This window comes from Dolichospermum heterosporum TAC447 (genome assembly GCF_024584745.1).
GTDB lineage: Bacteria > Cyanobacteriota > Cyanobacteriia > Cyanobacteriales > Nostocaceae > Dolichospermum > Dolichospermum heterosporum.
This window is the reverse complement of record NZ_CP099464.1, coordinates 4593124-4606085: the sequence shown is the minus strand read 5'-3', so window position 1 is coordinate 4606085 and position 12962 is coordinate 4593124. Positions and strand designations below refer to the sequence as shown.

Genomic DNA, 12962 nt, shown 5'->3' with positions numbered 1-12962 from the left:
CTGCGGTTAATTTTAAGGCATTGCTGAATTGAGGTATGAAAATCAAATATTCTAGTTCTTAGGGACTTCCAAGAAATAAAATCCCCAAAAATTTCTTGTGGTGCGGGACGAAAAGCCCGCTAATCATCAAGGACGGGCAGGATGCCCATCCCACAAAATTGGGTAATTTATTTTTTGGTATTCCCTTAGAGAAATTGGGTTTCTGAACTTTTATATTTTCATATTCATTTCATATCCCAGCTTGAGTTAATACCTCACTCAAATCAGCAACTAAATCTAAATTTTCTGCCCATTCTGTTAAATAACCATAATCCAAAATTTCTGCTTGTAACTTAATTATCCCCAAAGCATCACGCCATTGTTTTTCTGATTTACTTCCCTTTCCCCAGCGCAGTTTTTGTAAAATAGTATCTTCTGCTGAAGCTATCCAAAAAGCAGGAATTCCATCTAGATCAACTAATATTCTTCGCTGCATTTGAGATATTGCAAAAGGTGAATTGTCAGTAATATAAATATCAGCATTAGCAATAGTTTCTGTATGGGTAATATTCAAAATATTTCCCAAACCTCTTTGCAAATCTTCTACCGCACCTACTGGACAATAATATCCAAATGCTTCTAAAGTTTTTAGCAGTAAATCTATTTGATTTGGTTTAACTTCTATCACCAAATCTAAATCACGAGTAGAACGTGGTTCTCCATGAATAGAACTAGCAACACCTCGATTAACATAGTAATCAATATTAATTGATTCAAAAATTTGATGTAGTTCTCCTGCTAAAGAAATTGAATCTTGAATCCACATATTTTCCTTAATACCTTTTGGTTGAAAATCAGGAGTAAATTTTTCTCCTAATACAGCACGGGTAAATAAATTACGAATTTCCTGTATAGTTGAATTGCGATTTCGAGATTTAATTCCTATCAGACATAGTTTTTTAACTCCTCGTTCATGGCTAATAAATCTTTCTATGCGTTGTTTTAATGATAATTGTCGCCATTTTTGAAAGAAATAAATATCAGCTTCTATATCTGTGTCTTGGCTTTGAGGTTGATAATTAGGTTTGGGAATTATTGGGAAAAACAAGTTTGATTTTTCTAGCATTGCTAATTTTATAGTATTCTTGAATATTGAGTATTTAACCTGTAACTTAAATTATACTCAAAATATCACGTTTTTCTGATGTAGTCCTTATGTGCGTGTGATTGATGCTTGAAAAGTTAAATTATTAAATTTTATTGAGAGAATGGTTTAAAAAATACAAAAGAAAATTAATACAAGCTACAGAACCTTTTTTCATATTTGCTAAATCAAAAGATTATTATTTTAATTTAGATAATTATTTACAACACTTAGATAATTTTAACAAAAGTGTTAAAAGTAAACCATCTGATAAATTAGGTAAAAAATATCTGGAATTAATCAAAAATTCTGACTTAAGTGAAGAACAAAAAAATCATGCAATTAAAGCATTAAACCAAGCTATTTTAGCAGTACATAATGGAGAAATTGAAGGATTTAGAATGAAAATTCATGGTGTACATAAATTAGCTTATGGTGGACAAGATGGGGGAAGAAATAACCAAATCAAGAATAATGGTTTTACTATTATTAGAATTTTGGGAAACACGATGAAAAAAGACATCATTGAAAGTCCGGTAGAGATTACTAAAAATAATCATCATCCAGCAGTTTATCCGATGTATATTATTCAAGAATTGATTAAATTATTAACTCAAGAAGGTGATTTTGTCCTTGATCCTTTTTGTGGTAGTGGTACAACTTGTATAGCAGCTAGAAATTTAAATAGAAATTATTTAGGAATTGAAATCAATCCTGATTATGTAAACTTAGCTAATAACCGTATGGAACAATCTGATTCTCAGCAGCAGAAATTATCTGGAATTTTCTTGTTTTAAGGTGAGTTGTCGTAATTTTTCAGGGTTCAGTTAAGCCTACACCTCTTTTTTAAAACGAACCACAGAGGCACAGAGAACACAGAGAAAATAGAAGAACAAATTCTTAACTGAATTGTATTGAACTATAAATTACATCTCTTCACGCGAGAATGATTAGTGGTAATTCCTGTAAAAGTAATAAATTACACAAAAAATCTTGTAATACGTATAAAATACTTATTTTTTCTAATTACGCGATTCTTATTGACATCATTTCTATATATGTATGTTACAAATATATAGGAAAATTAGATATCATAGCTATTCCCTTTGAAGACACCCCTCTTACTGTCATTGAGCGACTGTTGAGTGAATATGAAGCAAAACCTGAACATACCAGTTGAAGTATATTTCGAGTGGCGCATGAAAGAAGGATCTGCTTATCCTGGTCAGAAAGGAAAACTTATTTGGATACCCAAATAGATTGAAATGAATTATGACTTACGCGAAATACCTCTCAAACTCGCATTTCTCTGTGACCTCTGTGCCTCTGTGGTTCGTTATTCTGTGACTGATGCGTGAGTCCTATACTGTTTTTATATTATTGTGTAACATATATATATTATGTGTTGCACAATTTATAAGAAATTTCATCTTGTCTGAAAAATATTCTGCACCATTTTCTTCTCCACCCTATCAGCAGCATTATCCAACTCTATCACCTCACCATCACTTAAAAACCAACCTAAAGCCCCAATATTCTCCTTTGCTTGTTCCAGACTTTTAGCTCCAGGAATGGGAATTGTGCCTTTACTAATACACCAATTAATAGCAACTTGAGACATAGTTTTATTTCTGGTATTTGCTATTTCCTGCAAACAGCCTAAAAGCGGCTTCATTCCTGGTAACAACTGCTTACATAAAAATCCGCGAATACCCTTGGGAAAATTGCCATTTCCCGAAAACTTCCCGGTTAATAAACCCAACCCTAAAGGACTATAAGCAATTAATTTAATTCCTAACTCATCACAAACATCCTTTAAACCTAATTCCGTTACCGGATAAGTAGATAAAAGTGAATATTGTACCTGTAAAGTTTTAATCGGTATACCTCTTTCCTGAAATCTTTTATGCACCCATAAAAGTCTTTTAGTTCCATAATTAGATAAACCCACGCCCTTTACCAAACCCTGTTCATACAAATCACCCAAACCATCTAATAAACCCACCTCTTGCCAAGGTGCATAATTAGCAGTAGACCAGTGCATTTGCACCAAATCAACATTGCGTCCTAATCTTTTTGCAGAGGCATGACAAGCTGATACAATTGAATTTCTAGTCCATCTCCAAGGGTATGCGGCTAACTTAGTCGCAATGCAAATATTCTCTTGATTTATTCCCTGATATGCTTGGGCAAATTTCCCTAAAAGTAACTCACTCCGTCCCTTTAATTTACCTGTACCGTAGGAATCACCCGTATCAAATAATGTAATCCCATTGCTGACACAGAGATTAAAAACCTCTTGCAACTGGTTATCCATACTTTCATCGTATCCCCAGAGCAGTTGATTTCCCCAAGCCCAAGTTCCGCAACCCATGAGAGGAAGATTTAATAAATTGTGAGTTAGCATAATTAAGAAAAACTTGCCAATTGTTATAAACTAATTATTTACGAATAATACCAATGATCCGTAAAGCTAAACCGAATAATTATCATCTTTATTTATCCGCGTTTATCCGCGTGCATCTGCGTTTAATTTTCATTTTAAAACTGTCACAAATACCAAAGTAAAAACTAAATGCCCATTATTATTTGTCCGGGAATCCATGCACCAGAATTAACTAAAAGCTTTATCCAAGGGTGCTTAAATCAAGCTGGTGAAAAATCCATAGATATACTGGTTTATCCAGGACAAGGTTATTTAACTTTATCAACATTTCATATTTTACATTTTTTGTGCGATCGCTTGGGAGCGCCTAGCGATCGCCTCAATAATAAGCTAAAATCCCCTGTTATATTCTTATGCTTTAGTGCTGGTGTCATTGGCGGTATAGGTGCAGCCACAGCATGGCAACTTTGGGGAGGTCATGTTCAAGCCTTCATTGCTATTGATGGTTGGGGAGTCCCTCTAGGGGGCAATTTCCCCATCCATCGTTTAAGTCATGATCATTACACCCATTGGACTTCAGCTTACCTCGGTATGGGAGAAAACAACTTTTACGCCGAGCCAGCAGTTGACCATTTATCAATGTGGCAGTCACCTCAATCTGTCCAAGGACAGTGGACAAATCCCTCCGTTGGCTTCTCTCCACCTAAACAATACCTCAGTGCATCCGAATTTCTCAATTTCCTATTAGAACGTTATAACAAGAAATAGTGATTATTTATTCCCCATTCCCAACTATCTAATGCTTCCTCCTGAACCTACTGCTATTAATAACGGTTTTACCGGACTGCTTAAAAACCGGGGTTTTATGCTCCTATGGATTGGTCAACTGATTTCCCAATTAGCTGATAAGGTATTCTTTGTATTAATGATTGCCTTACTCAAACTCTACCTACCCAGTAATGAGATAAACGGTGATGCACGCTTCTATTTATACATGGCATTTACCGTACCAGCAATATTGTTTGGCTCTGCTGGTGGTGTTATCGTTGACCGTGTACCAAAAAAACTGATTATGGTAGGTTCAGATGTGGTGCGGGGAATATTCATGGTGTTAATTCCCTTCCTGCCACGACAATTTGGGATACTTTTATTCTTCACCTTTGGTATCTCCACCGTTACCCAGTTTTTTGCCCCAGCGGAACAAGCGTCAATTCCCTTGTTGGTGAGAAAGGAAGGTTTAATGGCTGCTAATGCCCTATTTAGTAGCACCATGATGGCAGCATTAATTATTGGTAATGCAGTGGCTACTCCGATGTTAAACTGGTTTGAAAACTTTAATAAAGGTTTTGGCAAAGAATTGGTTGTCGGCTGCTTGTACCTAATTTCTGCCGTAATTATGATGCCAATTCAGTTTCGAGAACATAGACACATTGACAAAACCGTACCCGCAATTAATCCCTGGGCGGAATTTGTGCTAGGACTGCGCTATCTCAAACAAAATCGGCTGGTGTGGAATGCTATGCTGCAAATTGTCACATTATACTGCGTATTTGCCGCCCTGATAGAATTAGCCATTGGTATGGCAGCAAGGTTACATTTAGCTCCAGAAGAATTTAGTTCTTTCGTCGCTGCGGCGGGGGTAGGTATGGTGATAGGTGCGGCTATTCTGGGCAATTTTGGACATAGGCTATACAATAAACCTTTGCCTTTAATCGGGTTTTTAATCATGGCCTTTTCCTTGGGGTTATTTATTTTTATTGATAACCAACCCTTAGCATTAGGACTTTGTATTTTCTTGGGTGTGGGTGCAGCTTTTGTCAACGTGCCAATGCAAACTTTAATTCAACAACAAGCACCATCAGAAATGCACGGTAAAGTCTTTGGCTTTCAAAATCATGCCATTAATATCGCTCTGACAGCACCTCTATTAATTACGACAAAGCTAGTCAATGCCTTTGGATTGTCGGCGGTGTTATTCGGAATAAGTATAGTTATCGGGGCTATTGGTATTTGGACATGGCAAAATACTCGGCGGGTATTGCAAGATGTGATCTAGAAATCGTACAATTATAGTCCTGTTCTTAACGCTAATAAATACGGCTTTCTCTGCAATTGTGAAAATTTTTACATTAAAATGAAGTTTTAAATACAGAATCTAAGCGTTAATTTTAGCTATACTTTGAGGTTAACTGTGGTTTCGTCTTCTCAAATCAGTCTCCCAAAATCTGAAAATAATCAGCAGTCTCCTGTATCTAATTCGTCAATTCCCTCACCAAAACGGGCATCTGGCGGTTTCGCGTTGATAGATAGTCTCATCCGTCATGGTGTTGAGCATATTTTTGGTTATCCCGGTGGCGCGATTCTACCGATTTATGATGACCTCTATAAAATAGAAGCTGGGGGTACGGTCAAGCATATCTTAGTTAGACATGAACAAGGTGCTTCCCACGCCGCCGACGGTTACGCCCGTGCTACTGGTAAGGTGGGAGTATGCTTTGGTACTTCCGGTCCTGGGGCAACCAATTTAGTTACAGGGATTGCTACAGCCTACATGGATTCTATTCCCATGATTGTGGTGACGGGACAAGTACCCCGCGCTGCAATTGGTACAGATGCCTTCCAAGAAACAGATATTTACGGGATTACTTTACCCATTGTTAAGCATTCCTATGTAGTCCGTGATGCCAAAGACATGGCGCGGATTGTCGCTGAAGCTTTTCACATCGCCAGCACTGGTAGACCGGGTCCTGTTTTAATTGATGTTCCCAAGGATGTGGCTTTAGAAGAGTTTGATTATGTTCCTGTCGTACCGGGTTCAATTAAGTTACCTGGCTACCGTCCCACGGTGAAGGGAAATCCTCGCCAAATTAATGCAGCTATTCAATTAATTAGCGAAAGTCGTCGTCCATTGTTGTATGTTGGCGGAGGAGCGATCGCTGCTAATGCCCATGAAGAAATCAAACAACTGGCAGAATTATTTAATCTCCCCGTCACTACCACCTTAATGGGTATCGGTGCATTTGACGAACATCATCCCCTGTCCTTGGGAATGTTGGGAATGCACGGTACAGCTTACGCCAACTTTGCTGTTACAGATTGCGATTTATTAATTTGCGTCGGTGCAAGATTTGATGACCGCGTCACAGGTAAATTAGATGAATTTGCCTCTTTAGCTAAAGTCATTCACATTGATATTGACCCCGCAGAAGTCGGTAAAAACCGCGTTCCCGAAGTTCCCATTGTTGGTGATGTTAAAACCGTCTTAAAAGACTTATTACGCCGATGTCAAGACGCAAATACTAAAGCTACGCCTAACCAAAATCAAGAATGGTTAAACTTAATTAACAGTTGGAAACAAGATTATCCTTTAATTGTCCCCCATCACGCTGACAGCATTTCTCCCCAAGAGGTAATTGTCGAAGTTGGCGCTCAAGCACCCCAGGCATTTTACACCACAGATGTCGGTCAACACCAAATGTGGGCGGCTCAATTTCTCAAAAATGGACCAAGACGCTGGATTTCTAGTGCTGGTTTAGGAACAATGGGTTTTGGTGTCCCTGCGGCTATGGGTGTGAAGGTAGCATTCCCGGACGAAGAGGTAGTCTGTATTAGCGGTGATGCCAGTTTTCAAATGTGTTTGCAGGAACTGGGAACACTAGCACAATATGGGATTAATGTCAAGACTTTAATCTTAAATAACGGTTGGCAGGGAATGGTGCGTCAGTGGCAAGAAGCCTTTTATGGACAGCGTTATTCATCTTCTAACATGGAAGTCGGAATGCCTGATATTGAGCTTTTAGCACAGGCTTATGGCATCAAGGGGATGGTAATTACTAAGCGGGAAGAGTTGGCAGATAAAATTGCCGAAATGCTGGCACACAATGGACCCGTGATTGTCAATGTCCACGTTACCAGAGATGAAAATTGTTATCCTATGGTAGCCCCTGGTAAGAATAACTCGCAAATGGTTGGTTTGCAAAAACCATCACGAAAAGATGCAGTTGAATCAATTTCTTGCAGCAATTGTGGGACTCAAAACCAAGCTAATCATAATTTCTGTTCTGAGTGTGGGACAAAGTTGTAGTTAGATTTTATAGGGGTTTAGCATTATGCTTTACCCTTATACAAAATGGTAATTTATGATTTGAAGCCATATTAATTAAGTTGCTAATTATCTAGTTGAGGCTGGTAATTGGTGATAAAATCCCTGTTTTCATCCTGTTCATCCTTTAATCCTGGACATCCTGATTTTGACAAAAAACAGCTATAATAAATTAACCATAGGTATCTAAAAATGACAACTATATCTATAGAATTACCAGAAAGTGTTTTTTCTAGCTTGGGGAAAAAACCGGATGAATTAGCTATCGAAATGAAAATAGCTGCTGCCGTGAAATGGTATGAATTGGGAGAAATATCTCAAGGTAAAGCGGCAGAAATAGCAGGTTTAAATAGAATTGAATTTATGGATGTTCTCATTCGTTATAAGGTTTCTCCATTTCAATATACTGCTGACGAATTAGCTGAGGAAATTGCATCTCTAGATGAATAGAAATGAATAAAATAGTTATTAATACATCACCGTTAATTGTGCTATTTAAAAGCCAGCTTACCTATTTAATACCACAGTTATTTACAGAAATTATTGTTCCTATTGGTGTATCGGGTGAAATTGTCAAAGCTGGTAAAATAGATATAGCATCTCAAGAATTACCTAATGCTAATTGGGCAAAACCAGTTACTATTTCGGAAATTTCTGCTTTAATTGTACCTTGCGGTATAGATTTGGGAGAATCTGAAGTTTTGACATTTGCTTTAGAAAATAGTGGTTATCGCGCAGTTATTGATGATGCTGCTGCTAGAAAAGTAGCGAAAAGTTTAAATATTCCATTTATGGGAACTTTGGGAATATTGGTTTTAGCGAAGAAACAGGGGTTAATAAATTCTATTGACGAACCAATTCAAGCTTTAAAAAAAGCTGGTTTATGGTTATCTAATGATTTAATTCAGGTTCTTAAAGAACAGGTTAATGAATAAACATGAGATAATAAGGTAGGGGTTTAGCAATGCTAAACCCTTACAGAATATCAATGATATGCAATAATGTAATGGCTTTATTTTTCAGGGATAGCAGACAATAAACAACGTAAAGCACGATTCACTGCTTCTGATGTTTGAAAAACTTTAGCGACATCAGGATCAAGAATTACAGTAATTTTATTTTCTGAAGTAGTAGCAAAACGATTAGAACGAGCTTTACTATAATCAAAATTATACTCTGATAATAAATCATCTTGCCGATTAATTCGTGTTTTGTTCATAAATCTTTTCTCTGTCTAAATATTCTTCTTTGACATCCAGTTTAAAAGTAGGAAAATGATACTTACGTTTTTTGATGGGAATGATGACAATTTCCACTTCATCACCATTTTGTAAGGTATCGGGTAAACTGTCTTGGAGAATAATTGTTTGATTTTGGATATATCCTTTCATATTTTTGAATAAACTGATAAAGGAATTTTTTGTTGTACTCTATTATAACATAAAAATAAGGTTTTAGCATTGCTAAACCCCTACAGATGAAAATGCTTTAGATGCAACTTTTAAACTAGCAAGACGGGAAGGTTTAGCTGCTGATGATGCTGCTTATTTAGAGTTAGCTTTGCGGTTAAATTTACCATTAGCAAATCTTGATTCTTGGTTAGCGGAAGCAGCTAGTGGTTGTGGTGTTAGTTTGGTTATTTTGATTAGGGTTGGTTAATGTATGGGTAGAGAATAGAAGGAAAAATAAAGATAATGGTAGCTATAATTTATGCAATAATTCTTCATTCAATAATTTTTGTATTTTTTGATAGCCTTGGGTATTCCCTTGTTGTTGAAATAGTTGTTTTGCAGTTTCTAAATCTTTAATTGCTTGTTGTTTATTACCTATTACTAAGTACATCACCCCTCGCCAAACGTAAGATTCGACATTGTGAGGATTAATTGTGATAGCTTGAGTAAAATCAGCGATCGCACCTGCTTTATCTCCTAATTCAGATTTAACAACTCCCCGGTTGTTGTAGGCATCGGCATATTGGGGATTAATTGTGATAGCTTGGGTAAAATCAGCGATCGCACCTGCTTTATCTCCTAAATCAGATTTAGTAAGTCCCCGGTTGTTGTAGACTACGGCTAATTGAGGATTAATTGTGATAGCTTGATTATAGTCAGAGATCGCCTCTTGATTTCTTTTCAATTTACTAAATAGTTCTCCTCTAACTTCATAGATCAAGAAATCTTTTTTTTATCATTTTCTGCTTCTAAAATGGCTTGATTAAATGCTGCTACAGCATTTTCATCTTGTTTTAATTCCTGAAAAATAATACCTTTTAATAAATAGGCGGTTTCACTGCTAAAAGTCAACTTAGCTAAATCATATAAATCATCTTTTTTATTATCTTGTCTATCTACCTTAGAAAATTCAACGGGATAAACTTGATTATCTGGAGTGACAACTTTCACAGATTTAGCATTTTCTATCACATGATAATTAGTGAGAACAGTATAAAACCCGTTTTGTTTTTTAATAATAGTTCCTGAAGCGGTTTCTTTATCATCAATTAGGACTTTTACAGTAATTTCTTTTAAGACATTCTTTAATTCTGATTCTGATAATGTCCCTGGTTTGCGTGCGAATAGGGAAGAACTACAACCAGTGATAATAATAGAAGAAGCGGGAAATAGGAGGATAAAGAATAATAATAAATGGGATAATTTGTGTAATTTCATAGATGATGCTCCTGGTATTTGATAATTTTATTATTGGTTAATTTTCGGTTTGTTTCATAACCCGTCGCGGAATAAATTCCCCGTCTAATAGCGGAAGTCCGTTAAAACGGACTAAAAAATTCTTCCATTCAGTCGGTTTCAACCGACTTTAGCTTTCAGACAGGGAATTTATTCCCTGGCTTTAAACACCTTGAAAATATCAACAGTACAAGTTAAATTACTACCATTTTTTACCGCACAAGAAGAATTTCTATATGCTTGGGAAGCATCACCATTTAACACCGCAGTAAAAGATTTTAATTCCACATCAGCATCATCTGAATCTAATAATGTTAAAATCAAAGTATGACAATCTTTTGCGAGGGTCATTTTCAGCTTCAGAATAACCCCAAGTTAAATCTTTCAAAGTTCCATTATCATAAGCAGTTTGTAATTTTGGTGTGACTTCTTCACATCTTCGTTGAGGTGGAAAACCTGCTTTTACAAAATTCGTGCGTTTCCACTCTATTAAATCTCGTGTTTTGTCTTGGTATTTAACCTTAGTAACAGATTCTCCATTACTGTCTGTTTCACAGGAGAAAACAACCTCTTCGTTCCTACATTAGATACAGGATGATACAGGATTAAAGTATTTATTATCTGGTTTCATCATGGTAAGTTGCGGCTGAAAATCATTGCTGATTATTTGTACTGTTAAATCTTGTTTTTTATCACTTTTAAAGGTATAAACATCATAATTTTTATCACTGGATAACTCTTTTTGATCTGATGATGTTAATTGTCCTGATTTGGCTTTACCATCTGTTATTAGTTGATCATTAGATTTGGGTAATATGGACATGACAGCCATAACTACACCGATAAGGATGATGATTCCTGAAATTGTGCCAAGAATTAATTTCCAGGGAATTTGAGGTGCTGGAGGTAGTGGAGGTGTTGGAATTGGTTGATTTGGGTGATGAGAATCTTTGACTTTATAGGTAATACCAAAACCTGTGTGATTAGAGGAAAGTTCGGTAATTTGATAACGATCTCTTAGCAAAGTGCCTATTCGCAAGATATTATTCATAAACTATCTAAATTTAGTTCAAATTAGTAAATTATGGTAATGGTTAATATAATATAATGAAAATATATTCATAAAGAGTCATGTATTAAATGGAAATCCTCCTCAAGTTAATGCGGCAATTCGATTAATTAGAGAAAGTTGCCGCCCATTGTTGTATATTGGGGAAGGAGCGATCGCAGCTAATGCCCACAATGTGTTTGCAAGAGTTAGGATGTATAGTACAATCTAGTGTTAATGTCAAGAGTTTGATCTTAAAGAGGGGTAATTTGGGTGTGTTCTTTGATGCTGAAAAATTAGCAGGTAAGCCGATAAAATTAGTCAGAATGCTGGTAGCAGCTAAAGCTATGAATTAAAATTATTCCTATGCTAAACCGAATCAAAGACTTAACAACAAACATATCATCCCGCTTAGTTGAAATCCGTCGCCATATTCACGCGCATCCAGAACTTAGTGGCGAAGAATATCAAACTGCTGCCTTTGTTGCAGGTGTGTTATCTGCTAATGGCTTGCACGTAGAAGAAGGTATAGGTAAAACAGGTGTCATTGGTGAATTACAAGGAACTCAATCTAGCGATAGAATCTTAGCAATTCGCACTGATATGGATGCTTTACCCATTCAAGAACGCACAAGCTTAGAATATGCCTCTCGGATTGAAGGAGTCATGCACGCTTGTGGACATGATATTCATACTACGGTAGGTTTGGGGACAGCGATGGTACTTTCCCAAATTGCCCCAGAATTGGGTGGAAAGGTGCGGTTTTTATTTCAACCCGCTGAGGAAATTGCCCAGGGTGCAAATTGGATGGTAAAAGATGGAGTAATGAATAATGTCGCGGCTATTTTAGGGTTGCACGTTTTTCCTTCCATTCCTGCGGGTTCAGTGGGTATTCGCTACGGTGCATTAACAGCCGCAGCAGACAATTTAGAAATTATTATTATTGGTGAATCTGGACATGGTGCGCGTCCCCATGAAGCCATAGATGCAATCTGGATTGCAGCGCAAGTGATTACATCATTACAACAAGCTATTAGCCGTACTCAAAATCCTTTGCGTCCCGTAGTGTTGAGTATTGGACAAATTAATGGGGGAAGAGCGCCAAATGTAATTGCTGATAAAGTACAATTATTGGGAACAGTGCGATCGCTTCACCCAGAAACCCGCGACAAACTACCACAGTGGATTGAAAATATAGTTGCTAATGTTTGTAATTCTTACAATGCAAAATATCAAGTTAACTATCATCGAGGTGTACCCAGTGTCCAAAATGATAACGCCCTAACACAATTATTACAATCATCAGCGGAAGAAGCTTGGACTAATAATTGTGTACGAATTTTACCAGAACCATCTTTAGGTGCAGAAGATTTTTCTGTTTATTTAGAACACGCCCCTGGTTCAATGTTTCGTTTAGGTGTAGGCTATGAAGAGAGAATAATTAACCATCCCTTGCATCATCCTCAATTTGAAGTTGATGAATCTGCTATTATTACTGGAGTAGTCACATTAGCTTATGCAGCTTATAAATATTGGCTAAATTCAGAACTATAATTTGCGTGATTTATTTGATTTCGATGATTAATTAATCGGAACTATGATTTCTAGTATTCATT

Annotated in this window: 16 protein-coding genes and 1 pseudogene; 8 read left to right on the top strand and 9 right to left on the bottom strand. The window is 36.6% G+C overall.

What is annotated here, in order from left to right:
- Window positions 1-229: 229 nt before the first annotated feature.
- Window positions 230-1105 (bottom strand): hypothetical protein, encoded by an 876-nt coding sequence (locus NG743_RS20885; RefSeq protein WP_257120799.1) that lies wholly within the window; start codon window positions 1103-1105, stop codon window positions 230-232.
- A 134-nt stretch (window positions 1106-1239) separates the two neighbouring features.
- On the opposite strand from NG743_RS20885, the gene NG743_RS20880 reads away from it, so the two are divergent.
- The gene (locus tag NG743_RS20880; protein WP_236630508.1) at window positions 1240-1920 is read left to right on the top strand and encodes a DNA methyltransferase; all 681 of its coding nucleotides are present in this window, start codon (window positions 1240-1242) and stop codon (window positions 1918-1920) included.
- A gap of 629 nt (window positions 1921-2549) precedes the next feature.
- Here NG743_RS20880 and NG743_RS20875 read toward each other — a convergent pair.
- Window positions 2550-3530, bottom strand: a complete 981-nt coding sequence (locus tag NG743_RS20875) for an aldo/keto reductase (protein WP_257120798.1) — start codon at window positions 3528-3530, stop codon at window positions 2550-2552.
- A gap of 168 nt (window positions 3531-3698) precedes the next feature.
- Between NG743_RS20875 and NG743_RS20870 the strand changes: the two genes are divergently transcribed.
- From NG743_RS20870 to NG743_RS20850, 5 genes are all read left to right on the top strand, one after another.
- On the top strand, window positions 3699-4277 hold the full coding sequence (locus tag NG743_RS20870; RefSeq protein ID WP_193962968.1) for a hypothetical protein: 579 nt from the start codon (window positions 3699-3701) through the stop codon (window positions 4275-4277).
- 31 nt (window positions 4278-4308) lie between these two features.
- Window positions 4309-5565 (top strand): MFS transporter, encoded by a 1257-nt coding sequence (locus tag NG743_RS20865; protein WP_027401987.1) that lies wholly within the window; start codon window positions 4309-4311, stop codon window positions 5563-5565.
- A gap of 135 nt (window positions 5566-5700) precedes the next feature.
- Complete coding sequence (gene ilvB / locus NG743_RS20860) at window positions 5701-7593, top strand: biosynthetic-type acetolactate synthase large subunit (protein ID WP_257120797.1); 1893 nt, start codon at window positions 5701-5703, stop codon at window positions 7591-7593.
- Between the two features lie 210 nt (window positions 7594-7803).
- Window positions 7804-8061, top strand: coding sequence for a UPF0175 family protein (locus tag NG743_RS20855; protein WP_027401989.1), 258 nt, complete (start codon window positions 7804-7806; stop codon window positions 8059-8061).
- 2 nt (window positions 8062-8063) lie between these two features.
- A complete protein-coding gene (locus tag NG743_RS20850) occupies window positions 8064-8546 on the top strand; it encodes a PIN domain-containing protein (protein ID WP_035081613.1) in 483 nt (160 codons plus the stop codon).
- A 77-nt stretch (window positions 8547-8623) separates the two neighbouring features.
- Here the strand turns inward: NG743_RS20850 and NG743_RS20845 are convergent, their stop codons facing one another.
- The 7 genes and pseudogenes from NG743_RS20845 to NG743_RS20815 all read right to left on the bottom strand — a co-directional run bounded on the left by NG743_RS20845 (window position 8624) and on the right by NG743_RS20815 (window position 11349).
- The gene (locus tag NG743_RS20845; protein ID WP_027401991.1) at window positions 8624-8830 is read right to left on the bottom strand and encodes a hypothetical protein; all 207 of its coding nucleotides are present in this window, start codon (window positions 8828-8830) and stop codon (window positions 8624-8626) included.
- Window positions 8811-9002 carry a hypothetical protein gene (locus NG743_RS20840; RefSeq protein ID WP_027401992.1) on the bottom strand — a complete coding sequence of 64 codons (192 nt, stop codon included), beginning with the start codon at window positions 9000-9002 and terminating at the stop codon, window positions 8811-8813. The genes NG743_RS20845 and NG743_RS20840 overlap by 20 nt, the downstream gene beginning before the upstream one ends.
- A gap of 310 nt (window positions 9003-9312) precedes the next feature.
- Window positions 9313-9783 (bottom strand): tetratricopeptide repeat protein, encoded by a 471-nt coding sequence (locus tag NG743_RS20835; RefSeq protein WP_257120796.1) that lies wholly within the window; start codon window positions 9781-9783, stop codon window positions 9313-9315.
- Window positions 9780-10280: a trypsin-like peptidase domain-containing protein gene (locus tag NG743_RS20830; protein WP_257120795.1), complete on the bottom strand. Its 501-nt coding sequence runs from the start codon at window positions 10278-10280 to the stop codon at window positions 9780-9782. The genes NG743_RS20835 and NG743_RS20830 overlap by 4 nt, the downstream gene beginning before the upstream one ends.
- A 168-nt stretch (window positions 10281-10448) precedes the next feature.
- On the bottom strand, window positions 10449-10649 hold the full coding sequence (locus NG743_RS20825; RefSeq protein ID WP_027401995.1) for a hypothetical protein: 201 nt from the start codon (window positions 10647-10649) through the stop codon (window positions 10449-10451).
- Window positions 10594-10800, bottom strand: a pseudogene (locus NG743_RS20820) (COP23 domain-containing protein); the annotation flags it as partial. The pseudogene NG743_RS20820 and the gene NG743_RS20825, both read right to left, overlap by 56 nt.
- A gap of 81 nt (window positions 10801-10881) precedes the next feature.
- Window positions 10882-11349: a hypothetical protein gene (locus NG743_RS20815; protein ID WP_257120794.1), complete on the bottom strand. Its 468-nt coding sequence runs from the start codon at window positions 11347-11349 to the stop codon at window positions 10882-10884.
- Window positions 11350-11531: 182 nt separating this feature from the next.
- On the opposite strand from NG743_RS20815, the gene NG743_RS20810 reads away from it, so the two are divergent.
- On the top strand, window positions 11532-11702 hold the full coding sequence (locus NG743_RS20810) for a hypothetical protein (RefSeq protein ID WP_173401689.1): 171 nt from the start codon (window positions 11532-11534) through the stop codon (window positions 11700-11702).
- Between the two features lie 10 nt (window positions 11703-11712).
- On the top strand, window positions 11713-12900 hold the full coding sequence (locus NG743_RS20805) for a M20 family metallopeptidase (RefSeq protein WP_027401997.1): 1188 nt from the start codon (window positions 11713-11715) through the stop codon (window positions 12898-12900).
- Window positions 12901-12962: the final 62 nt, after the last annotated feature.